The sequence below is a fragment of the Mycobacterium sp. AMU20-3851 genome (assembly GCF_043974665.1).
Taxonomy (GTDB): Bacteria; Actinomycetota; Actinomycetes; order Mycobacteriales; family Mycobacteriaceae; genus Mycobacterium.
The window spans coordinates 3,677,361-3,699,804 of record NZ_CP146371.1; the positions used below are offsets into that span (position 1 = coordinate 3,677,361).

Here is a 22,444-nt window from a genome sequence, read left to right on the forward strand (position 1 = left end):
CTTCGACCACCGCTTCACACTAGCCGCATCGCGAAGGCTGGCAGGATGGCGGATATGACGGGGACCAGCGCGCGGCCGGGGGTCGGCTTGCTGATCGCGGTGAAGCGATTGGCCGCGGCCAAGACACGACTGGCACCGGTGCTCTCGGCGTCCGCCCGGGAGCACCTGGTGCTGGCCATGTTGATGGACACCGTCTCGGCGGCCGCCGCGGTTCCGGCAGTGAATTCGATCACTGTGGTGACACCCGACCCGGACGCCGCCGCGGCGGCCCGCGACCTGGGCGCCCACGCACTGCTGGATCCGACTCCGGCCGGCCATCCCGATCCGCTCAACAACGCACTGCGCGCGGCCGAGACCGCCGGCGCCTGCACCAACACCGTTGTCCTGCAAGGTGACCTGCCGGCTCTCAAACCGCACGAACTGGCCGAAGCGCTGGCCTCCGCGCAACGGCACACGCGCAGTTTCGTCGGGGACAGGCACGGCACCGGAACCTCGGCGTTGTTCGCGTTCGGCGTGCCGCTGGACCCGCGTTTCGGCGCGGAATCCACACAGCGGCACATGGATTCGGGAGCGGTGCAGTTGACCGGAGACTGGCCCGGGTTGCGCTGTGACATCGACACCCCCGACGATCTGACGGCCGCGTTGGCGCTGGGACTCGGTCCGGCCACCCAGCGGGTGGTGGGTGCACTGCCCTGCACCGGCAGCGATGGCTGAACACTGGAAAGCACGGTGGCGATAGGCAATGATCGAGTCATGACGGACGCCGAGACCACCACTGCTGACTCCGACCGGACGGCGACGAACGGTGTGGACGCCGCGGTACACCCGGCCCCCGATGCGCCCCCGGCGGCCACCGCCGCCGCCGTCGACGATGCGCTTCCCGAAGACCGTTATCTCAACCGGGAGCTGAGCTGGCTGGACTTCAACGCCCGGGTGCTCGCCCTGGCCGCAGACACCTCGCTGCCGCTGCTGGAGCGGGCGAAATTCCTGGCGATCTTCTCTTCCAATCTCGATGAGTTCTACATGGTCCGGGTGGCCGGCCTCAAGCGCCGCGACGAGATGGGTCTGTCGGTGCGCTCGGCCGACGGACTGTCACCACGGGAACAGTTGCGCCGCATCGGCGAGCGGACCCAGCAGATCTCCAGCCGGCATGCGCAGGTGTTCCGGGAATCGGTGCGCCCCGCGCTGGCCGAGAAGGGAATCCTGATCGTCAGCTGGGCCGATCTGGAAGATGACGAGCACGCGGCGTTGTCCACCTATTTCACTGAGCAGGTGTTCCCGGTACTGACCCCGCTGGCGGTCGACCCGGCGCACCCATTCCCGTTCGTCAGCGGGCTGAGCCTGAATCTGGCCATCACGGTGCGCCACCCCGACGACGGCACGCAGCACTTCGCCCGAGTCAAGGTGCCCGACAACGTGGACCGGTTCGTGGAACTGCCGCGGCGCGAGAGCGCGGACGGCACGCCCGGCCCGGTGCGGTTCCTGCCGCTGGAGGAACTCATCGGCGCATACCTGTCGGTGCTGTTCCCGGGGCTGGAAATCGTGGAGCAGCATGCTTTCCGCATCACCCGCAACGCCGACTTCGAGGTCGCCGAGGACCGGGACGAGGATCTGTTGCAGGCACTGGAGCGCGAACTGGCCCGGCGCCGCTTCGGGTCTCCGGTGCGCCTCGAAGTCGCCGACGATATGACCGAGAACATGCTCGAGTTGCTGTTGCGCGAACTCGACGTGCATCCCGGTGATGTCATCGAGGTGCCGGGGCTGCTCGACCTTTCGTCACTGTGGCAGATCTACGGAGTGGACCGACCCGACCTCAAGGACCGGCCGTTCGTCCCCGCCACCCCGGCGGCCTTCGGCGAACGCGAGACACCGAAGAGCATCTTCTCCACGCTGCGGGACGGGGATGTCCTCGTGCACCACCCGTATGACTCCTTCTCCACCACGGTTCAGCGGTTCATCGAGCAGGCCGCCGCGGACCCGAACGTGCTGGCGATCAAGCAGACTCTGTACCGCACGTCCGGCGACTCCCCGATCGTCAACGCACTCATCGACGCCGCCGAGGCCGGCAAGCAGGTGGTCGCGCTCGTCGAGATCAAGGCGCGTTTCGACGAGCAGGCCAATATCAAGTGGGCACGGAAGCTGGAACAGGCGGGCGTGCACGTGGTGTACGGGCTGATCGGCCTGAAGACGCACTGCAAGACCGCGCTGGTGGTGCGCCGGGAAGGATCGGCCATACGCCGGTACTGCCATATCGGCACCGGCAACTACAACCCGAAAACCGCTCGGCTGTATGAGGATGTCGGTTTGTTGACCGCCTCCCCTGATATCGGGGCGGACCTGACCGATCTGTTCAATTCGCTGACCGGGTATTCCCGCAAGGATTCCTACCGCAATCTGCTCGTCGCCCCGCTCGGCGTCCGCCGAGGCATCATCGAGCGCATCGAACGCGAGACCGCGGCGCACCGGGAACACGGCAACGGGCGAATCCGGCTGAAGGCCAACGCTCTGGTCGACGAGCAGGTGATCGACGCACTGTACCGGGCCTCGGCCGCCGGGGTCCGCGTCGAGGTGGTGGTGCGCGGGATCTGCGCGCTGCGTCCGGGCCATCCCGGCCTGTCCGAGAACATCGTGGTGCGCTCGATCCTCGGCCGTTTTCTGGAACACTCCCGAATAATTCACTTCCGCGCCATCAATGAGTTCTGGATCGGCAGCGCGGACATGATGCATCGTAATCTCGACCGCCGAGTGGAGGTGATGGCACAGGTCAAGGATCCCCGTCTGACCGCACAGTTGGACGAGATGTTCGAATCCACCATGGATCCGGCGACCCGATGCTGGGAGCTCCAGTCGGATGGGCGGTGGACGGCACTGCCGCTGCCCGGTCACACGGTGCGCGACCACCAGGTCGCACTGATGGCGAAACACCGATCGCCCTAGATTCGTCGACCTGTCCACTGACAACGTATAGGAGTTGATGTGTCGGACAGCTCGACCCGCAAGAAGGTTCACACGGTGCACGCCGCCGGTGCGGTGCTGTGGCGTGACCATGCGGGACGAACCGAGGTCGCCATCGTGCACCGGCCCCGGTATGACGACTGGTCCCTACCGAAGGGCAAGGTGGACCCGGGAGAGGGCCATCCGGTCACCGCGGTCCGGGAGATCCGGGAGGAGACCGGTTTTCACAGTCGTCTCGGCCGCCGGCTGGCCGTCATCAGCTATCCGGTGGACGACACCCTCAAACGGGTCGTGTACTGGGCCGCCGGTGCCGTGGACGGTGAGTTCATTCCCAACGTGGAAGTCGATGAGCTGCTGTGGCTCGCCCCCAAGGAGGCGATGAAACGGCTGCAGTACCCCCACGACCGGAAGGTGCTGCGACGCTTCACCAAAGTGCCGGCCGACACCCAGACGACGATCATCGTGCGCCATGGCCGGGCCGGGTCACGGTCCAAGTACAAAGGTGAGGACTGGAAACGGCCGCTGGACAAGCTCGGACGGGCGCAGGCCGAATCACTGGTGGGCCAACTGCTCGCGTTCGGCGCGACCGAGTTGCACGCCGCGCCCCGGGTGCGCTGTGAGCAGACGCTGGCACCGCTGGCCGAGGAACTCGGAACCGAGATCGGCATCGAGTCAGCGCTGACCGAGGAGGCCTACGCCCAGAACCGGAAGGCCGCCCGCACCCGGGTTCTGGAGATCGCCGCCGGATCGGCCGAAGCGACACCGGTGATCTGCACCCAGGGCAAGGTGATTCCCGACCTCATCTCGTGGTGGTGTGAACGCGACGGCGTGCGTCCGGACAAATCCCGGAACCGGAAGGGCAGTACCTGGGTGCTGTCCTCGGTGGGCGGGCGCCTCGTCGCCGCCGACCACATCGGCAGCCCGCTGGCCGTCAAGGCCTGAGAAACGAATGCAAAAGCACCCCAGAACATAGGTTCTGGGGTGCTTTTGCAGTACAGGGGCCGAAACTACTTGCGGCCGCCGCGCTTGGCCGGAGCCTTCTTGGCCGGAGCCTTCTTGGCGGCTGCCTTGGTGGCGGTGGCCTTCTTGGCCGGTGCGGCCTTCTTGGCGGCGGTGGCCTTCTTGGCCGGTGCAGCCTTCTTGGCGGCGGTGGCCTTCTTGGCCGGTGCAGCCTTCTTGGCGGCGGTGGCCTTCTTGGCCGGTGCAGCCTTCTTGGCAGCGGTGGCCTTCTTGGCCGGTGCAGCCTTCTTGGCAGCGGTGGCCTTCTTGGCCGGTGCAGCCTTCTTCACTGCGGCCTTCTTGGCCGGTGCAGCCTTCTTGGCGGCGCCACGCTTGGCCGGAGCCGCTGCAACACCACGCTTGACGGCCGGGCCGTCTGCCGGGAGACGCTGCGCGCCAGAGACAACCGCCTTGAACTGAGCGCCGGGGCGGAAGGCCGGAACCGACGTCGGCTTGACCTTCACGGTCTCACCGGTGCGCGGGTTGCGGGCCACCCGGGCGGCGCGGCGACGCTGCTCGAAAACGCCGAAGCCGGTGATGGTGACGCTCTCGCCCTTGTGCACCGCACGCACGATCGTGTCGACGATGTTCTCAACCGCGGCAGTAGCCTGTCGACGATCGGTGCCCAACTTGGTTGTGAGTGCGTCGATGAGCTCTGCTTTGTTCATGCAAACCCTCCGAAGTCCAGTGGTCCACCTTGGACCGACTAGAGGACACGGTAAACCCATTGGGCACATATTTCCAAGAGCCACGCGCGGTTTCAAGCGTAGCTAGCGAACAATTTTGCAATCCGGTTGGCCCACACCGACAGTGGTACCGGCGTCCGAGAATGAGGTTGCCGGGCCATATTTGGGGGCCCGGAACCGGCTTATTCAGGCCGGAAGAGTCCTCGGTTTGAAGCTCGGACGGCGCCGTTCGTAGGCCGCGATCTCGTCCTGTTTCCGCAGCGTAAGGCCTATATCGTCGAGTCCTTCGAGCAGCCGCCAGGCGGTGTAGTCATCAATCTTGAACGGCAGCACAACCGTTCCGGCGGTGATGGTTCGATCTTGAAGATTGACAGTGATTTCCAGCCCCGGATTCTGCTCGATCAACTTCCACAGAAGTTCGACATCATCATGGGAAACTTCGGCCGCCAAAAGGCCCGCCTTGCCGGCATTGCCCCGGAAAATATCGGCGAACCGCGGCGAGATGACGACCCGGAAACCGTAATCCATGAGCGCCCAGACGGCGTGTTCCCGGGAGGATCCGGTGCCGAAATCGGGACCGGCCACCAAAACGGATCCCTTGTCGAATGGCGCCAAATTCAGAATGAAGGACGGATCGGTGCGCCATGCCGCGAACAGACCGTCCTCGAAACCCGTTCGGGTGACCCGCTTCAAATACACCGCCGGGATGATCTGGTCGGTGTCGACATTGGACCGGCGCAGCGGGACGCCGATCCCGGTGTGGGTGTCAAAAGCTTGCATGTCCTGGTACTCCTAGCGGTTTGGGGCTGAGCCGGGGGTGCTTATCGGCCGGCCGGGGCCAGATCGGCGGGCGAAGACAGGGTGCCGCGCACCGCTGTGGCGGCTGCCACAGCGGGTGACACCAGGTGGGTACGACCACCCTTGCCCTGCCGTCCTTCGAAATTGCGGTTGGAGGTCGACGCGCAACGCTCCCCCGGGGCGAGCTGATCGGGGTTCATACCCAAACACATCGAGCAGCCGGCCTGGCGCCATTCGGCTCCGGCGGCGGCGAAGATCGCTCCCAAACCTTCGGATTCGGCTTGCTCGCGGACCCGCATGGATCCGGGCACGACCAGCATGCGGACGCCGTCGGCGACCGCGCGGCCGTCCAGAATCTCGGCGACGACCCGCAGATCCTCGATGCGCCCGTTGGTGCAGGAGCCGACGAACACGGTGTCGACCGTGATATCCCGCATCGGGGTACCCGCGCGAAGATCCATATAGGCCAAGGCTTTCTCGGCGGCCTGCTTGGCGTCGTCGTCGAGCATCATTTCGGGGTCGGGCACGGTCGCGGACAGCGGCACGCCCTGCCCCGGGTTGGTCCCCCAGGTCACGAACGGGCTCAGGGTCGTGGCGTCGATGTAGACCTCGGTGTCGAATTCGGCGCCCTCATCGGTGCGCAACTGGCTCCACGCCTGCACCGCGGCATCCCAGTCCGCACCGGTCGGCGCGTGCGGGCGCCCCTTGAGGAATTCGAATGTGGTGGCATCCGGCGCCACCATGCCGGCCCGGGCGCCCGCTTCGATGCTCATGTTGCAGATCGTCATCCGGCCCTCCATCGACAACGATTCGATGGCGCTGCCGCGGTATTCGATGACGTGACCCTGACCGCCGCCGGTCCCGATCTTGGCGATGACCGCCAGGATGATGTCTTTGGCGCTCACCCCGGCGGGCAGTTCCCCGTCGACGTTGACCGCCATGGTCTTGAACGGTTTGAGCGGCAGGGTCTGGGTGGCCATCACGTGCTCGACCTCAGATGTGCCGATGCCCATGGCGATCGCGCCGAATGCGCCGTGAGTGGAGGTGTGGCTGTCACCGCAGACCACGGTCATGCCCGGCTGGGTCAGACCCAGCTGCGGCCCGATGATGTGCACGATGCCCTGTTCGGCATCGCCCATGGGGTGCAACCGGATGCCGAACTCCTCGCAGTTGCGGCGCAGGGTTTCCACCTGAGTGCGCGAGACCGGATCGGCGATCGGCTTGTCGATGTCGATGGTGGGCACGTTGTGGTCCTCGGTCGCGATCGTCAGATCGGGCCGGCGGACCGGGCGGCCGGCCAACCGCAGACCGTCGAACGCCTGCGGACTGGTCACCTCGTGCACGAGATGCAGATCGATGTAGATCAGATCGGGTTCCTTGGCCGCACCTTCTCCGGCACCGCGGGACACGACGTGGTCGTCCCACACCTTCTCGGCCAGAGTCCTGGGCTTGTTCTGCTCCATGGGTATCTCGATTCAACTCGGGCGTCCTGCCGTGACGGGCTGGCTATCTCACGATGCGGGACGCTAGTATCTCCCTGTGAGACAGGATAGCGGTATCGGCGTCCTCGACAAAGCGGTGGGCGTGCTGCACACGGTGGCCGAGTCACCCTGCGGTCTGGCCGAACTGTGTGAGCGCACCGGACTGCCGCGCGCCACAGCCCACCGGCTGGCCGCCGGGCTGGAAGTGCACCGCCTACTCGCCCGCGACAACGAAGGACGGTGGCGGTTGGGCCCGGCCCTGACCGAACTGGCCGGGCAGGTCAACGATCCCCTGCTGGCCGCCGGCGCCGTCGTGCTGCCGCGCCTGCGCGAACTCACCGGGGAGAGCGTGCAGCTGTATCGCCGGGAGGGCAGCTCGCGGGTGTGCGTGGCCTCTCTGGAGCCGCCGGTCGGCCTGCGCGACACCGTCCCGGTCGGCACCCGCCTTCCGATGACCGCCGGCTCGGGGGCCAAAGTGCTACTGGCCTACAGCGATCCCGCCACCCAACAGGCGGTGCTCCCGGGCGCCAAATTCACCGAACGCACCCTCGCCGAGGTACGCCGCCGGGGTTGGGCCCAGAGCGCGGCGGAACGGGAGTCCGGGGTCGCGAGCGTGTCGGCTCCGGTGCGGGACGGGCGCGGGGCGGTGATCGCGGCGGTGTCGGTGTCGGGTCCGATCGACCGGATGGGGCGCCGCCCGGGGGCCCGCTGGGCCGCCGATCTGGTCGCGGCATCCGAGGCGCTGACCCGGCGCCTCTAGCTCCTCTGCCGGGGATCGGGACGTGGCCGAAATCACGCCCCGGGATTCCGGCCGGGAGGCCGAACGCACCCGAAAACGAAGAAGAGGCCCAGGATTTCTCCTGGGCCTCTGTCGCGTACCCCCGATGGGATTCGAACCCACGCTACCGCCGTGAGAGGGCGGCGTCCTAGGCCGCTAGACGACGGGGGCTAGAACATCTTCCGGTCGGAAAGCTTAGCTCAGGCGGTCGTGCTCACCTAATCCGCTGCTCCGGGCCGGACAGCTGGGGTACCAGGACTCGAACCTAGAATGAGGGAATCAGAATCCCTAGTGTTGCCAATTACACCATACCCCATTTGATGCCTATCGCTGCAGCTCAAGGCATCTTTTTGGCTCTTTCAGCGCGGCGGTCCGACTCTCCGCTCTGCTTTCCGGGCCGACGAGCAGACTACCAAAGATTCCGGACCACTTTTCACACCCCTCCCCTTGCGGCGCGCAACCGGGCCAAACTGCGCTCGCGACCGAGCAGTTCCAGGGACTCGAACAGCGGCGGGCTGACCGTCGACCCGGTGACCGCGACCCGGATCGGACCGAAGGCCTTCCGGGGTTTGAGCTCCAGCCCGTCCAGCAGCGCCGTCTTGAGTGCTTCCTCGATCGCCGCGGTGGACCACTGCGGCGCGGCCTCCAGGGCCGTCAGCGCGGCGTCCAGCACCGGCGCCGCCTCGGGCTTGAGTTCCTTGGCCGCGGCCTTCTCGTCGAGGACGTAGGAGCCATCGTCGAAGAACTTCAACAGATCCCACGCGTCGCCGAGCACCACGATGCGGGTCTGCACCAGCGCCGCGGCTTCGGCGAAGGCGGCGTCGTCCAGGCCGGTGTCGTGCCCGTGGGCATCGAGGTAGGCCCGCAACCGCGCGGTGAAGTCCTCTGCCGCCAGCAGCCGGATGTGCTCGGCGTTGATCGCGTCGGCCTTCTTCTGGTCGAAGCGGGCCGGGTTGGAGTTGACGTTGACGACGTCGAACGCGGCCACCATCTCATCGAGGCTGAACAGGTCGTGATCGTCGGCGATCCCCCAGCCCAGCAGCGCCAGATAGTTCAGCAGCCCCTCCGGGATGAATCCCCGGTCGCGGTGCAGGAACAGGTTCGACTGCGGGTCGCGCTTGGACAGCTTCTTGTTGCCCTCGCCCAGAACGCTTGGCAGGTGCGCGAACTCGGGGATCCGGTCGGCGACTCCGATGCGGATCAGCGCCTGGTACAGGGCGATCTGCCGCGGGGTGGACGGCAGCAGGTCCTCACCGCGCAGTACATGTGTGATCTTCATCAATGCGTCGTCGACGGGATTGACCAAGGTGTAGAGCGGATCGCCGTTGGCGCGGGTGATGGCGAAATCGGGCACCACCCCGGCGGCGAAGGTGGTCTCCCCGCGCACCAGGTCGGTCCAGGTCAGGTCCTGGTCGGGCATCCGCAACCGGAGTACCGGCTTACGTCCCTCGGCGGCGAACGCCGCCCGCTGCTCGTCGGTGAGATCGCGGTCGTGGTTGTCATAGCCCAGTTTGGGATTGCGGCCGGCCGCGAGGTGCCGGGCCTCGACCTCTTCGGGCGTCGAGTAGGCCTCGTAGACCTCCCCCGCGGCGAGCAGTTTGGCGATCACATCCCGATACAGGTCCGAGCGCTGCGACTGCCGGTACGGCTCGTGCGGGCCGCCGACCTCGGGGCCCTCATCCCAGTCCAGCCCGAGCCAGCGCAGCGCGTCCAGGATGGCGTCGTAGCTTTCCTGGGTGTCGCGGGCGGCGTCGGTGTCCTCGATGCGGAACACGAAGGTGCCGCCGGTGTGCCGCGCGTAGGCCCAGTTGAACAACGCGGTGCGCACCAACCCGACGTGCGGGGTGCCCGTCGGAGAAGGGCAGAACCGTACCCGGACGGCATCAGTGGCGGATGTCATTTTTTCCTTGGTCCTTTATTTCTGCTTGCGCACAACGGGGTTGGAGAGCGTGCCGATTCCCTCGATGGTGATGCTGACGGTGTCGCCATCCTCGATCGGGCCGACACCCTCCGGGGTTCCGGTGAGGATGAGGTCGCCGGGCAGCAGCGTCATGACCGCCGACACCCATTCGACGATCGCGCCCACATCGTGCAGCAGCAGCGAGGTGTTGGACTGCTGACGGACCTCGACCTCGGGTTTCGAATCGTCGCCCTGGCGCATGACCTCGGTCCGCAGATCGAGATCGGAGGGATCCACGGCCGTCTCGATCCAGGGTCCGACCGGGCAGAAGGTGTCATGCCCCTTGGCCCGCATCCACTGGCCGTCCTTCTTCTGCTGGTCGCGCGCGGACACATCGTTGGCGATGGTGTAGCCGAGGATGTAGTCGGCGGCCTTGGCCGCGGGCACGTCCTTGCAGGGCCGTTCGATCACCGCCACCAACTCACCCTCGTGGTGCACCGGGTGAGCGTCGGCCGGCAACTGGATCGGCACATTGGGGCCGATGATGGCGGTGTTGGGCTTGAGGAAGATCACCGGATCCTCCGGCGGTTCGCCACCCATCTCGCGGGCGTGCGCGGCGTAGTTCTTGCCCATGCAGATCACCTTGCTGGCCAGGATCGGGGCCAGCAGCCGCACGTCGGCCAGCGGCCAACTGCGGCCGGTGAACGTGGGATTGCGCGACAGATACTGCTCGGCAATCTCGCGGCACACCGCATCGGAGTTCGAGTCGCCCTCGATGACCACGAAGGCGACCCCGTCAGGACTGGCGATTCGACCGAGGCGCATTGGTCCAGCCTAATGACGCCCCGCCACGGTTCGGCGCCCGGCGTCGGTCCGCCGCTCCACACCGCCCATCCGTTTCATATAGTGGGATACGAGTTCAATATTTTGAGATTCCCGTGGCACGATGGCCGTCATGGGCACCGCATCGATCGGCACCGCGCGGCGGTGGTCGATGCTGGTGATCGCACTCACAGCCACGACATGCGCCAACGTGTTCATCAACGGCGCCGCCTTCCTCATCCCGACGCTGCACAGCGAACGCGGCGTGGACCTCGCCGCGGCCGGACTGCTCGCGGCCATGCCGAGTTTCGGTTTGGTGCTGACCCTGATCGCCTGGGGCTGGCTGGTCGACCGGGTCGGTGAACGGATCGTGCTGACCGTGGGCTCCGCGCTGACGGCCGCATTCGCGTTCGGCGCCGCCTCGGCGGACTCCCTGTTCGCGGTCGGCGCGTTCCTGCTTCTCGGCGGGATGGCCGCGGCCAGCAGCAATTCGGCCAGCGGGCGGGTGGTCGTCGGCTGGTTCCCGCCCGAACAGCGCGGCCTGGCCATGGGGATCCGCCAGACCGCCACCCCGCTGGGAGTCGGACTGGGCGCCTTGGTCATCCCCCGGCTCGCCGAGAGCCACGGGGTGGCCACCGCCCTGCTGTTTCCCGCGGCGGTGTGCGTGTTGTCGGCGCTCATCTGCGCCGTCGGCGTGCTGGATCCGCCGCGGCCGCACCGTGACGACGCACCGCCGGAACACCTGGCCAACCCCTACCGCGGCTCGTCGATGCTGTGGCGCATCCACGCCGTCTCGGTGTTGCTGGTGATTCCGCAGGGCTTCATCTGGACCTTCACCCTGGTCTGGCTGATGACCGAACGCGGTTGGTCGGCGGCATCGGCGGGCGCCCTGGTCACGGTCGCGCAGGTACTCGGCGCGGGCGGGCGGATCGCGGCGGGGCGATGGTCGGACATCGTCGGATCCCGGCTGCGGCCCATCCGGTCCATCGCGGCGGCCGCGGCGGTGACGATGGCGTTGCTGGCGGTGACCGACACACTGGATTCGCCGATCGCCGTCGCCCTGATGATCGTCGCCTCGGTTGTCACGGTGTCCGACAACGGTTTGGCCTTCACCGCGATCGCCGAGATCGCCGGACCGTTCTGGAGCGGACGCGCGCTGGGCACGCAGAACACCACTCAGCATCTGGCCACCGCGGTCGGGGCGCCGGTGTTCGGCACGCTGATCGCCGCCGCCGGCTTCCCGGTTGCCTTCGCCGTCTGCGCGTTGTTCCCGCTGGCCGCCTTCCCACTGGTGCCCGCCGACCCCACACCGTCCGGAACACCGACTTAGCAATCACGGCAACGGATTTCAGGACGCCATGTCCCCGGTGCCCGGGACGCCGTCGACCAGTCCGTACCGCAGGTAGACCGTGCCCGCCGGACTGGACACCGGCGGCTGCAACAGCGCGAGGTTGGTGGGCACCACACCGTCGTCGAACACCTTCTTGCCCACGCCGAGCGTGATCGGATGCAGCCACAGGTCGATGCGGTCGAAGAGCTTCTCCCGCAACAGGGTCTGCACCAGATTCAGACTCCCGACGACCTTCACCCGGGCGTGCCTATCCCGGATCTCGCGCACCGCCGCGGCCAGATCATCCCCGAGCAGGCTCGACCCCGCCCAGGACAGATCCGGTTTGCCGCGGGAGGCCACGTACTTCGGGATCCGATTGAACAGCGCGCCGAATTCGCCGTCCTGCCCGGGCCAGTGCGCCGCGAAGATGTCGTAGGTGCGCCGGCCGAGCAGCAGCGCATCGGTGCCCTCGTAGGCCGTGGCTACCTGCGCTCCGGCGATCTCGTTCCTCAGCGGCGCCTGCCAGCCGCCGAACGGGAATCCGATCGGATCCTCCTGCGGGCCGCCCGGCGCCTGCCCGACCAGGTCCAGTGTCGCGAACAGTTCGATGTCGATGAGTCCCATGAGGGGTAGACCGGGCGGGCCCGGTGAAATCATCGCCGCGGCAGCACCAGCATCGCCGCGATCAGGAAACACAGCGCGCCGATGAAGGTACCCAGGTTGGCCAGCCACTGATCCGCGGTCACCCCGGATTTCAGCACGAACGCCGCCACCGCCGAGACCCCGAACGCGATGCAGCCGGCCAGGTTGATCCAGCTCGCCTGCCAGTCAACGGACTTCGGGGCCCACCAACCGACGAGCGTCACCGCCAGCACACCGCTGACCAGGAAGGCCAGCGACCCGGTCGCGTCCGGCACCCACACGTAACGCCGTTCACCCTGGATGGTGTGCGCCCACACCGACGCCCCGGTGCTGACGTTGAACGCCGCTGTGCCGGCGAACTGGATGGCCGACGACCACCAGCCGGCGCCACGATCGGAAAGCCGGAGCTGCATCCACGCGGCGGTGGTGAAGAACCACGAGCCCACGAAACACAACACGTTCGCCGCGCCCGGCCCGGCAACAGCAGCCGACCCCGGCGCGGTGGCGACGGCGAAGAACATCGAGCCGATCGCGAACAGCCGGCATTGCCGGCTCAGCGTCGCGAACCCACCCTCGACAATCAGAGCAGCGACAGGATCCGGTCGCCGACCTCGCTGGTCGACAGCTTGGACTCGCCGCGGGTGGCGAGATGCTCGGCCACGGCCTTGTCCACCCGCGCCGCGGCCTCGTCCTCGCCGACGTGCGAGAGCAGCAGCGCCACGCTCATCACCGCAGCCGTCGGGTCGGCGATGCCCTGCCCGGCGATGTCGGGCGCGCTGCCGTGTACGGGCTCGAACATCGACGGATTCTTGCGAGTCGCATCGATGTTGCCGCTGGCGGCCAGCCCGATTCCGCCGCACACCGCCGCCGACAGATCGGTGATGATGTCGCCGAACAGGTTGTCGGTCACGATGACGTCGAAGCGACCCGGATCGGTCACCATGTGGATCGTCGCGGCGTCGATGTGCTGGTAGGCGACCTCGACGTCGGGGTACTCCGCCCCTACCTCGGCCACCACCCGCGACCACAGGCTGCCGGCGAAGGTCAGCACATTCGTCTTGTGCACCAACGTCAGATGCTTGCGGCGCGACTGTGCCCGGGCGAAGGCGTCCCGCACGACACGCTCCACACCGAAGGCGGTGTTCACGCTCACCTCGGTGGCCACCTCGTGCGGGGTGCCGACCCGCAGCGCACCGCCGTTACCGGTGTAGGGCCCCTCGGTGCCCTCGCGGACCACCACGAAGTCGATACCGGTCACTCCCGAGAGCGGGCTCGCCACACCGGGATACAGCCGTCCGGGCCGCAGGTTCACGTGATGGTCGAGCGCGAACCGCAGCTTCAGCAGCAGCCCGCGCTCCAGCACGCCGCTGGGCACCGACGGGTCACCGATCGCGCCGAGCAGGATCGCGTCGTAGCCGCGCAGCTCGTCGATGGTCTCCTCGGTGAGCAGCTCCCCGGACGCGTGGTAACGCCGCGCACCCAGGTCGTACTCGGTGCGGTTCACCCCGGGCAGCACGGCGTCCAGCACCCGCAGGGCCTGGTCGATGACCTCCGGGCCGATGCCATCACCGGCGATGACGGCGAGCTTGTTCAGTGATGTCATGACAGGTCGACCACTTCCAGTGTGGTGGCGCCGACCGCCGAGGCGATCGCGGCGCGCACATCTTCGGGCACATCGGTATCCAGGCGCAGCATCACGGTGGCGCTGTCGCCGCTGGCGTCCTGGCTCATCTGGGCGGCCAGGATGTTGACGTTCGCCCCGCCGAGCAGGGTGCCGATCTTGCCGAGCGCGCCCGGCTGATCGGTGTAATTGACGATCAGGTTGTGGCCCTCGGCGCGCAGATCGAAGTTACGGCCGTTGATCTGGACGATCTTCTCCGCCAGCTGCGGACCCGACAGGGTGCCCGCCACGTTGATGGAACTGCCGTCGGCGTGCACCGCGCGCACGTCCACCACGCTGCGGTGGTTGGGGCTCTCACTGGCGGTGCTGATCTCGGCGGTGACGCCGCGATCCTTGGCCAGGGCGGGTGCGTTGACGAAGGTCACCTGCTCGTCGACGACCGCGGAGAACAGGCCACGCAGCGCCGAGAGCTTCAGGATCTCCACATCTTCAGAGGCCAGCTCGCCGCGGACCTGGACGGCCAGCGACACCGGGGCGGCATCGGAGAGCGCACCCACCAGCAGACCGAGCTTGCGCACCAGATCCAGCCAGGGCGCCACTTCCTCGCCGACGGCACCGCCGCCGACGTTGACGGCGTCCGGCACGAATTCACCGGCCAGGGCCAGCTTCACGCTGGCGGCCACATCGGTACCGGCCCGGTCCTGCGCCTCGGCGGTCGATGCGCCCAGGTGCGGGGTGACCACGACCTGCGGCAGATCGAACAGCGGGCTGTCGGTGCACGGCTCGGTGGCGAACACGTCGAGTCCGGCGGCCCGGACGTGACCGCTGTTGATCGCGTCGGCCAGGGCCTGCTCGTCGATCAGACCACCGCGCGCGGCGTTGACGATGATGACGCCGGGCTTGGTCTTGGCGAGGTTTTCCTTGCCGAGCAGGCCCGCGGTCTCCTTGGTCTTGGGCAGGTGCACCGAGATGAAGTCCGCGCGGCCCAGCAGCTCGTCCAGGTCGACCAGCTCGATACCGATCTGCGCGGCGCGCGCCGTGGACACGTAGGGGTCGTAGGCGATCACGTGGGTGCCGAACGCGGCCAGCCGCGCGGCGACCAACTGGCCGATGCGGCCCAGCCCGACCACGCCGACGGTCTTGCCGAAGATCTCGGTGCCGTTGAACGACGACCGCTTCCAGGTGCGTTCGCGCAGGGTGGCGTCCGCGGCCGGGACCTGCCGCGCGGCCGACAGCAGCAGGGCCACGGCGTGCTCGGCGGCGCTGTGGATGTTCGAGGTCGGGGCGTTGACGACCAGCACACCGCGCGCGGTGGCCGCGTCGACGTCGACGTTGTCCAGTCCCACGCCGGCACGGGCGACGATCTTGAGTTTGGGCGCGGCGGCGATGACCTCGGCGTCCACCGTGGTGGCGGAGCGGACCAACAGGGCATCGGCGTCGGCGACGGCGGCCAGCAGTTTCGGACGGTCGGGGCCGTCTACCCAGCGGACCTCGACCTGGTCGCCGAGGGCGGCTACGGTCGACTCGGCAAGCTTGTCGGCTATCAGCACTACGGGAAGACTCACGGGGTTACAGCCTAGTGTGTGACGTCGGCGATACCACAGGCCGCGTGGCTTTCCGCGTCGAAATGAGCAGGCACTCCGGCACATGCTGTCTACTGGAGTGGTGGACGTCACCGTCGTCGGAAGCGGGCCCAACGGCCTGACCGCAGCCGTCATCTTGGCCCGCGCGGGCCTGTCCGTGCGCGTCATCGAGGCGCAGAGCACCGCGGGCGGGGGTGCGCGCACCGTGGCCGACCCGGAGTTCCCCGGCGTCGCGCACGACATCTGCTCGGCGGTGCACCCGCTGGCGCTGGCCTCGCCGTTCTTCGCCGACTACGACCTGCCCGCCCGCGGGGTGCAGCTGTCGGTGCCCGACATCTCGTATGCCAATCCGTTGACCGACCGGCCCGCCGCCGTCGGCTACCGCGACATATCGCGCACCTGCGCCGAACTGTCCGACGGGGACTCGTGGCGCCGGTTGCTCGGCCCGCTGTCCGACGACGTCGACGGCGTCGTCGGACTACTGCTCGGCGACAAGCGGTCCATTCCGCCGTCGATTCCCGCCGCACTCAAGGTGGCGCCCCGGCTACTGGCTCAGGGCGGCCCGCTGTGGGGGACCCTGAAGGGTGAGGACGCCCGAGCATTGTTCACCGGCGTTGCCGCACATACCATTTCGCAGATGCCGTCGCTGGTGGCCTCCGGCGCGGGACTGATGCTGGCCACCCTCGCCCATGCGGTGGGCTGGCCGATCCCGGTCGGCGGCTCACAGGCCATCCCGGATGCGCTGATCGCCGATCTGCAAGCGCACGGCGGGGAACTGGTGCTCGGAGAGGAAGTCACCGCACCGCCGGGCGGGGTGGTCCTCTACGACACCGCACCGACTGCGCTGCTGTCCATCTACGGTGCGTCGCTATCGCCGCGTTATGCAAAAGCCTTGCGCCACTACCGCTATGGGCCGGGTGTGGCCAAGGTCGATTTCGTGTTGTCCGGTGAGGTGCCCTGGAGCGACACGCGCCTGAATCTGGCCCCGACATTGCATCTCGGTGGCAGCCGGTCCCAGATGGCACTGGCCGAGGCCGAGATCGCCGCCGGGCGACACCCCGAATGGCCGATGGTGTTGGCCGCGCTGCCGCACATCGCCGACCCGGGCCGCATCGACGCCCAGGGCCGGCGACCACTGTGGGCCTATGCGCACGTACCGGCCGGATCGACGGTGGACATGGCCGAGACCGTCACCGGGATCTTCGAGCGCTTCGCCCCGGGTTTCCGCGACGTGGTGGTCGCGGTGCGCAGCGTGCCCGCCGCCCGCCTGTCCGAGCACAACGCCAACCTGGTCGGCGGTGACATCGGCGTCGGCGGCAACAACATGCGCAGTGCCATCGCGGGCCCCACACCGCGGATCAACCCGTGGTCCACCCCGATCCCGAAGGCCTACCTGTGTTCTTCGGCAGCCCCACCGGGCGGTGGGGTGCACGGCATGGCCGGCTTCTACGCGGCGCGCACAGTGCTCAAACGCGAGTTCGGTATCCGCGATCTCCCTAAGCTGACGCCATGACTTCCGCCGATCCGAAACTCGCTGTCATCTACTACTCGGCCACCGGGCACGGCACCTCGATGGCGGCCCGGGTGGCCGCCGCGGCCGAGGCCGCCGGTGCCGAGGTGCGGCTGCGCCATGCCGCCGAGACCGCCGACCCCGAGTCGTTCGCGCACAACCCCGCGTGGACCGCGAACTACCAAGCCCACCTTGGCAAGCCGGCCGCGACCGGTGAGGACATCGTGTGGGCGGACGCGGTGATCTTCGGCTCCCCTACCCGATTCGGCTCCCCCGCCGCACCACTGCGGGTGTTCCTGGACTCGCTCGGCGGGTTGTGGTCGCAGGGCAAGCTGGCCGACAAGGTGTACGCGGGTTTCACCTCGACCCAGACCGCGCACGGCGGTCAGGAATCCACCCTGCTCAATCTGTATGTGACGCTGATGCACTTCGGCGGGATCATCGTGGCGCCCGGTTACACCGACCCGGTGAAGTTCGTCGACGGAAACCCCTACGGGGTGGGGCTGATCGCCAACCGGGAGAACATCACCACCTTCGACGACGCGACCAACGACGCCCTCGACCATCTGGCCCGGCGGGTGGTCGGTGTCGCGGCACGGCTGGCCTGACGAACCGCAAGTCTGAAATCCCCGCAAGCCGGGTACACCACGGCGCATGGGCGACGGTTTGAGAAAAGGCGACAAGGTGTCGTGGCAGAGCCACGGCACCACAGTGCCCGGCACGGTCGAGGAGAAGATCACCTCCGAGACCGAGGCGGCCGGGCGCAAGGTATCGGCGAGCAAGGACGAACCGCAGTACCGGGTGACCAGCGACAAGAGCGGTCGCGACGCCGTACACAAACCCGAGTCGCTCAAGAAGCGTTCGTCATGACCAGGCTCGACGATGCGCATGCCCGCCCGGACGGCACCTCCGATGACACCGTCGAGGCCGTCGGGAAGGTGTCCGAGTCGCTGGAATACGTCGAGCGGGCCCGCGGGCATCTGTACTCGTTTCACCAGTTGATGGGCCACGCCGATCTGCTGCTCGGCGAGGCGGCCGATGCCCTACGCGATGCCGGGCACGCCGAGATCGCCGACCGGCTCACCGAGGATATGGTGGGCCGCAACGTGATCCGCGGACGGTGGACCTTTCAGGTCGTCGAGGAGTTCGACGATGACTACTGGTCGCGGCTGCGTGAACACGAGAAAAGGGTTCGTGACGAACTGATGGCGGGCCGGCGCCACGTGTTCGAGGCGGAAATGAAGGAAGACCGGCGGACCAAGCACCGCGACGGCCACGAGGCGACACCGTGAGCGATGACGATCAGGACACCTGGATAGAATTCCACGATGTCGTCAACATGACGGCGGGCGAACTCGAAAAATGGCTGAAGTCAGACGAATCCAAGGCCGTCGGGCAGAAGGACGGCGGTGGCGAATCGACGGGCCACGAGAGCGGCCGGCGCATCGTGTCCATTTTGAAGTCCAAGAAAGCCGACCTGTCCGAGGCTGACTACGCACACATGCGCAAGGTCGTCGGCTACTGCCGGCGCCACCTTGCACAACGGCCCGGAGGCGATGTGCAGGACAGCGCCTGGCGGTATTCGTTGATGAACTGGGGCCACGACCCCACCAAGACGTGAAAAGCGCACATTTACCGGCGGTGACCGCCGGTAAATGTGCGCAAATCGGAGGTGGAACTAGGCAGTTTCGGTGATCGGCCGGTCGACCCAGCTCATCAGGTCGCGCAGCTTCTTGCCGGTGACCTCGATCGGGTGCTCGGCGTTCTCCTTGCGCAGACCCTCCAGCTCCTTGTTGCCGCCCTCGACGTTGGCGACGAGGCGCTTGACGAAGGTGCCGTCCTGGATGTCCTTGAGGATGTCCTGCATGCGCTTCTTGGTGTCGGCGTCGATAACCCGCGGGCCCGACAGGTAGCCACCGAACTCTGCGGTGTCACTCACCGAGTAGTTCATCCGGGCGATGCCACCCTCGTACATCAGGTCGACGATGAGCTTGAGCTCGTGCAGCACCTCGAAGTAGGCCATCTCCGGGGCGTAGCCGGCCTCGACCATGACCTCGAACCCGGCCTTGACCAGTTCCTCGGTGCCACCGCACAGCACGGCCTGCTCACCGAACAGGTCGGTCTCGGTCTCTTCCTTGAAGGTGGTCTTGATGACGCCGGCCCGGCCGCCGCCGATGGCGGACGCATACGACAACGCCAGCGCCTGGCCCTCACCCTTGGGATCCTGGTGGATGGCGATCAGGCAGGGCACACCCTTGCCGTCGACGAACTGGCGGCGCACCAGGTGGCCGGGGCCCTTGGGGGCGACCATGCCGATGGTGATGTTCTCGGCCGGCTTGATCAGGCCGAAGTGGATGTTGAGGCCGTGGCCGAAGAACAGCGCGTTACCGTCCTCCAGGTTGGGCTCGATGTCGTTGGCGAAGATCTCGGCCTGCGCGGTGTCGGGGGCGAGCACCATGATCACGTCGGCCCACTTGGCCACGGCGGCCGGGGTGTCGACCTCCAGGCCCTGCTCCTCGACCTTGACGCGGGACTTCGAGCCCTCCTTCAGGCCGACCTTGACCTGCACGCCCGAGTCGCGCAGCGACAGCGAGTGGGCATGGCCCTGGCTGCCGTAGCCGATCACCGCGACCTTGCGGCCCTGAATGATCGACAGATCCGCGTCGTCGTCGTAGAACAGTTCGATTGCCACTGAATTTCCTTCTCTTCTGTCTTTGTGATTCGTACTTTGGAGCTATTTTGCGGTGCCGATACCGCGCGGCCCGCGCGACAACGAGACGATGCCGGACTGCACGATCTCCCGAATACCGTACGGCTCGAGCACTCGCAGGAACGCCTCGAGCTTCTCGGGGGTCCCGGTGGCCTCGATGGTCAGCGACTCGGTGGACACGTCCACCACCTTTGCCCGGAACAGATTAACCGCTTCGATCACCTGGCTGCGGGTGGCCGAATCGGTACGCACCTTGATCAGCGCGAGTTCGCGCGACACCGACTGGCTCTCGTCCTGCTCGACGATCTTGATCACGTTGATCAGCTTGTTGAGCTGCTTGGTGACCTGCTCCAGGGGGAAGTCCTCGACCTCGACGACGATCGTCATCCGGGACAGGTGCTTCTGCTCGGTGGCGCCGACGGCGAGGCTCTGGATGTTGAAGCCGCGCCGGGAGAACAGCGCCGCGACGCGCGCGAGCACGCCGGGTTTGTCCTCGACGAGCACCGACAGGGTGTGGGTGGAGATGGTCACGCGTGTCCCTCCTCGGAATCGAACAGCGGACGGATGCCGCGGGCGGCCTGGATCTCGTCGTTGCTGGTGCCGGCGGCGACCATCGGCCACACCTGGGCGTCGGCGCCGACGACGAAATCGATGACCACCGGACGGTCGTTGATGGCACGTGCCTGGTTGATCACGTCCTCGACGTCTTCGGCACGCTCACAACGCAATCCGACACAACCCAGCGCCTCGGCCAGCTTCACGAAGTCCGGGATCCGGTGGCTGTGCGTGGACAGGTTGGTCTGGCTGTAGCGCTGCTCGTAGAACAGCGTCTGCCACTGCCGCACCATGCCCAGGTTGCCGTTGTTGATCAGGGCGACCTTGATCGGGGCACCCTCCAGCGCGCAGGTGGCCAGTTCCTGATTGGTCATCTGGAAGCAGCCGTCACCGTCGATGGCCCACACCTCGGCCTCGGGCCGGGCGAACTTGGCGCCCATCGCCGCCGGGATCGCGTAGCCCATGGTGCCCAGACCGCCGGAGTTCAGCCAGGTCTTGGGGTTCTCGTACTTCACGAACTGCGCGGCCCACATCTGGTGCTGTCCGACGCCGGCGACGTACACCGCCTCGGGTCCGGCGATCTGGCCCAGCTTCTCGATGACGAACTCGGGGCTCAGGCTGCCGTCGCTCTGCGGGCCGTAGCTCAGCGGGTAGGTCGCCTTGATGCTGTTCAGGTACTCCCACCAGGCGTCGAGCTCCAGCGCATCGCGGGTGGTGCCGGCGCGGCGCAGCGCCTCCAACAGTTCGGCCAGGACGTTGCGCACGTCACCGACGATCGGCACGTCGGCGTGCCGGTTCTTGCCGATCTCGGCGGGGTCGATGTCGGCGTGGATCACCTTCGCGTCCGGGGCGAAGGATTCCAGCTGCCCGGTGACGCGGTCGTCGAATCGGGTGCCCAGCGCGATCAGCAGATCGCTCTTCTGCAACGCGGCGACCGCGGACACCGAGCCGTGCATACCGGGCATGCCCATGTGCTGCGGGTGGCTGTCCGGGAACGCACCGCGCGCCATCAGCGTGGTGACGACCGGGATGCCGGTCAGCTCGGCCAGTTCCATCAGTTCGGCGCTGGCGTTGCCCCGGATGACACCGCCGCCCACATAGAGCACCGGCTTGCGGGCCTCGGCGATCAGCTTGGTCGCCTCGCGCACCTGACGGCTGTGCGGCTTGGTGTTCGGCTTGTAGCCGGGCAGGTCCATCACCGGGGGCCAGGCGAAGGTGCACTGACCCTGCAGGATGTCCTTGGGGACGTCGACGAGGACGGCTCCGGGCCGTCCGCTCTGCGCGATGTGGAAGGCCTCGGCGATCACCCGCGGGATGTCGTCGCCGCTGCGCACCAGGAAGTTGTGCTTGGTGACCGGCATGGTCATGCCGGTGATGTCGGCTTCCTGGAAGGCGTCGGTGCCGATCAGGGACCGTCCGACCTGGCCCGTGATGGCCACGACCGGGATGGAGTCCATCTGGGCATCGGCCAGCGGGGTGATCAGGTTCGTCGCACCCGGGCCGGAGGTCGCCATCATCACACCGACCTTGCCGGTGGCGTGGGCGTAACCGCTGGCCGCATGGCCGGCGCCCTGCTCGTGGCGCACCAGCACGTGGCGCAGCTTCTCGGAGTCATAGAGCGGGTCGTAGACCGGCAGCACGGCACCGCCGGGGATGCCGAAGATCACCTCGACACCGATCTCCTCGAGCGACCGCACCACCGACTGCGCGCCCGTCATCTGTTCCGGTGCAACAACATTGGCCTTCTGGTCGGCCTTGGCGGAGGCCTGGACGCCGTTCGCGCGCTGGGTGGGTTCCGGCGGCCGCGTGGTGGGTGCGCTCACTTTTTCCTCGTTATTCGGGTTGGTTCCGGTGATGTTGTGACGTTCGGTGACAGCAAAAAACCCCCGTCAGCGGAGTCCGCTGTACGAGGGTTGGCGCGTCGATGCTGTTGGCTAAGCCCGGCAGAGAGCTAGCGCGGCATCAACGCGCCAACCAATTACTACGAGCTTGTCCGGGGTGTACATAGACCCTGACGGTAGCCGCCGCACTGCTCAAAGGTCAAATTGCACCCGCACCCGGAACCGCTCACGGG

General features: G+C 67.3%; 22 protein-coding genes and 2 tRNA genes. 10 read left to right on the forward strand and 14 right to left on the reverse strand.

The features are described from left to right. Window positions 1-45 precede the first annotated feature (45 nt). Genes cofC through V4U86_RS17695 form a run of 3 tightly spaced genes read left to right on the forward strand, consistent with a single transcriptional unit; the run spans window position 46 to window position 3,897 of the window. The gene (gene cofC / locus V4U86_RS17685) at window positions 46-714 is read left to right on the forward strand and encodes a 2-phospho-L-lactate guanylyltransferase (RefSeq protein WP_395307249.1); all 669 of its coding nucleotides are present in this window, start codon (window positions 46-48) and stop codon (window positions 712-714) included. A gap of 39 nt (window positions 715-753) precedes the next feature. After that, window positions 754-2,937, forward strand: a complete 2,184-nt coding sequence (locus tag V4U86_RS17690; RefSeq protein WP_395307250.1) for an RNA degradosome polyphosphate kinase — start codon at window positions 754-756, stop codon at window positions 2,935-2,937. Between the two features lie 39 nt (window positions 2,938-2,976). Further along, on the forward strand, window positions 2,977-3,897 hold the full coding sequence (locus V4U86_RS17695) for an NUDIX hydrolase (protein ID WP_395307251.1): 921 nt from the start codon (window positions 2,977-2,979) through the stop codon (window positions 3,895-3,897). Between the two features lie 65 nt (window positions 3,898-3,962). Here V4U86_RS17695 and V4U86_RS17700 read toward each other — a convergent pair whose 3' ends face one another. The 3 genes from V4U86_RS17700 to leuC form a co-directional block, all read right to left on the reverse strand. Then, complete coding sequence (locus tag V4U86_RS17700; RefSeq protein WP_395307252.1) at window positions 3,963-4,622, reverse strand: HU family DNA-binding protein; 660 nt, start codon at window positions 4,620-4,622, stop codon at window positions 3,963-3,965. Between the two features lie 204 nt (window positions 4,623-4,826). After that, window positions 4,827-5,420 (reverse strand): 3-isopropylmalate dehydratase small subunit, encoded by a 594-nt coding sequence (gene leuD, locus V4U86_RS17705; RefSeq protein ID WP_395307253.1) that lies wholly within the window; start codon window positions 5,418-5,420, stop codon window positions 4,827-4,829. A 41-nt stretch (window positions 5,421-5,461) separates the two neighbouring features. Then, window positions 5,462-6,901, reverse strand: coding sequence for a 3-isopropylmalate dehydratase large subunit (gene leuC / locus V4U86_RS17710; protein ID WP_395307254.1), 1,440 nt, complete (start codon window positions 6,899-6,901; stop codon window positions 5,462-5,464). A gap of 76 nt (window positions 6,902-6,977) precedes the next feature. On the opposite strand from leuC, the gene V4U86_RS17715 reads away from it, so the two are divergent. Next, window positions 6,978-7,679, forward strand: coding sequence for an IclR family transcriptional regulator (locus V4U86_RS17715; RefSeq protein ID WP_395307255.1), 702 nt, complete (start codon window positions 6,978-6,980; stop codon window positions 7,677-7,679). A gap of 116 nt (window positions 7,680-7,795) precedes the next feature. On the opposite strand, the gene V4U86_RS17720 is transcribed toward V4U86_RS17715, so the two are convergent. From V4U86_RS17720 to V4U86_RS17735, 4 genes are all read right to left on the reverse strand, one after another. Next, window positions 7,796-7,868 (reverse strand) — tRNA-Glu (locus V4U86_RS17720). A 73-nt stretch (window positions 7,869-7,941) separates the two neighbouring features. Beyond that, window positions 7,942-8,013, reverse strand: a tRNA-Gln gene (locus V4U86_RS17725). A gap of 117 nt (window positions 8,014-8,130) precedes the next feature. Continuing rightward, complete coding sequence (gene gltX, locus V4U86_RS17730) at window positions 8,131-9,597, reverse strand: glutamate--tRNA ligase (RefSeq protein WP_395307256.1); 1,467 nt, start codon at window positions 9,595-9,597, stop codon at window positions 8,131-8,133. 15 nt (window positions 9,598-9,612) lie between these two features. Further along, window positions 9,613-10,422 carry a fumarylacetoacetate hydrolase family protein gene (locus tag V4U86_RS17735; protein WP_395307257.1) on the reverse strand — a complete coding sequence of 270 codons (810 nt, stop codon included), beginning with the start codon at window positions 10,420-10,422 and terminating at the stop codon, window positions 9,613-9,615. Between the two features lie 130 nt (window positions 10,423-10,552). Between V4U86_RS17735 and V4U86_RS17740 the strand changes: the two genes are divergently transcribed. After that, complete coding sequence (locus V4U86_RS17740) at window positions 10,553-11,749, forward strand: MFS transporter (RefSeq protein ID WP_395307258.1); 1,197 nt, start codon at window positions 10,553-10,555, stop codon at window positions 11,747-11,749. Between the two features lie 18 nt (window positions 11,750-11,767). Here V4U86_RS17740 and V4U86_RS17745 read toward each other — a convergent pair whose 3' ends face one another. From V4U86_RS17745 to serA, 4 genes are read right to left on the reverse strand one after another with little or no spacing between them, the layout of a single operon-like run. Next, entirely contained in the window at window positions 11,768-12,373 is a 606-nt protein-coding gene (locus V4U86_RS17745; RefSeq protein ID WP_395307259.1) for a dihydrofolate reductase family protein, read from the reverse strand. A 29-nt stretch (window positions 12,374-12,402) separates the two neighbouring features. Then, entirely contained in the window at window positions 12,403-12,912 is a 510-nt protein-coding gene (locus V4U86_RS17750) for a hypothetical protein (protein ID WP_395307260.1), read from the reverse strand. A gap of 59 nt (window positions 12,913-12,971) precedes the next feature. Further along, window positions 12,972-13,994 (reverse strand): 3-isopropylmalate dehydrogenase, encoded by a 1,023-nt coding sequence (locus tag V4U86_RS17755; protein WP_395307261.1) that lies wholly within the window; start codon window positions 13,992-13,994, stop codon window positions 12,972-12,974. Further along, the gene (serA, locus tag V4U86_RS17760; protein ID WP_395307262.1) at window positions 13,991-15,577 is read right to left on the reverse strand and encodes a phosphoglycerate dehydrogenase; all 1,587 of its coding nucleotides are present in this window, start codon (window positions 15,575-15,577) and stop codon (window positions 13,991-13,993) included. The genes V4U86_RS17755 and serA overlap by 4 nt, the downstream gene beginning before the upstream one ends. A 100-nt stretch (window positions 15,578-15,677) precedes the next feature. On the opposite strand from serA, the gene V4U86_RS17765 reads away from it, so the two are divergent. Genes V4U86_RS17765 through V4U86_RS17785 form a run of 5 tightly spaced genes read left to right on the forward strand, consistent with a single transcriptional unit; the run spans window position 15,678 to window position 18,726 of the window. Beyond that, complete coding sequence (locus V4U86_RS17765; protein ID WP_395312098.1) at window positions 15,678-17,108, forward strand: phytoene desaturase family protein; 1,431 nt, start codon at window positions 15,678-15,680, stop codon at window positions 17,106-17,108. Next, entirely contained in the window at window positions 17,105-17,713 is a 609-nt protein-coding gene (wrbA, locus tag V4U86_RS17770; RefSeq protein WP_395307263.1) for an NAD(P)H:quinone oxidoreductase, read from the forward strand. The genes V4U86_RS17765 and wrbA overlap by 4 nt, the downstream gene beginning before the upstream one ends. A 46-nt stretch (window positions 17,714-17,759) precedes the next feature. Continuing rightward, a complete protein-coding gene (locus V4U86_RS17775; protein ID WP_395307264.1) occupies window positions 17,760-17,975 on the forward strand; it encodes a DUF2945 domain-containing protein in 216 nt (71 codons plus the stop codon). Beyond that, on the forward strand, window positions 17,972-18,397 hold the full coding sequence (locus V4U86_RS17780; protein WP_395307265.1) for a hypothetical protein: 426 nt from the start codon (window positions 17,972-17,974) through the stop codon (window positions 18,395-18,397). Before V4U86_RS17775 ends, V4U86_RS17780 begins: the two co-directional genes overlap by 4 nt. Then, a complete protein-coding gene (locus tag V4U86_RS17785; RefSeq protein WP_395307266.1) occupies window positions 18,394-18,726 on the forward strand; it encodes a DUF3140 domain-containing protein in 333 nt (110 codons plus the stop codon). Before V4U86_RS17780 ends, V4U86_RS17785 begins: the two co-directional genes overlap by 4 nt. Before the next feature lie 57 nt (window positions 18,727-18,783). Here V4U86_RS17785 and ilvC read toward each other — a convergent pair whose 3' ends face one another. From ilvC to V4U86_RS17800, 3 genes are read right to left on the reverse strand one after another with little or no spacing between them, the layout of a single operon-like run. Then, on the reverse strand, window positions 18,784-19,785 hold the full coding sequence (gene ilvC, locus V4U86_RS17790) for a ketol-acid reductoisomerase (RefSeq protein ID WP_395312099.1): 1,002 nt from the start codon (window positions 19,783-19,785) through the stop codon (window positions 18,784-18,786). A 54-nt stretch (window positions 19,786-19,839) separates the two neighbouring features. Further along, window positions 19,840-20,346, reverse strand: coding sequence for an acetolactate synthase small subunit (gene ilvN, locus V4U86_RS17795; protein ID WP_395307267.1), 507 nt, complete (start codon window positions 20,344-20,346; stop codon window positions 19,840-19,842). Then, window positions 20,343-22,193: an acetolactate synthase large subunit gene (locus V4U86_RS17800; protein WP_395307268.1), complete on the reverse strand. Its 1,851-nt coding sequence runs from the start codon at window positions 22,191-22,193 to the stop codon at window positions 20,343-20,345. Before V4U86_RS17800 ends, ilvN begins: the two co-directional genes overlap by 4 nt. Window positions 22,194-22,444 lie beyond the last annotated feature (251 nt).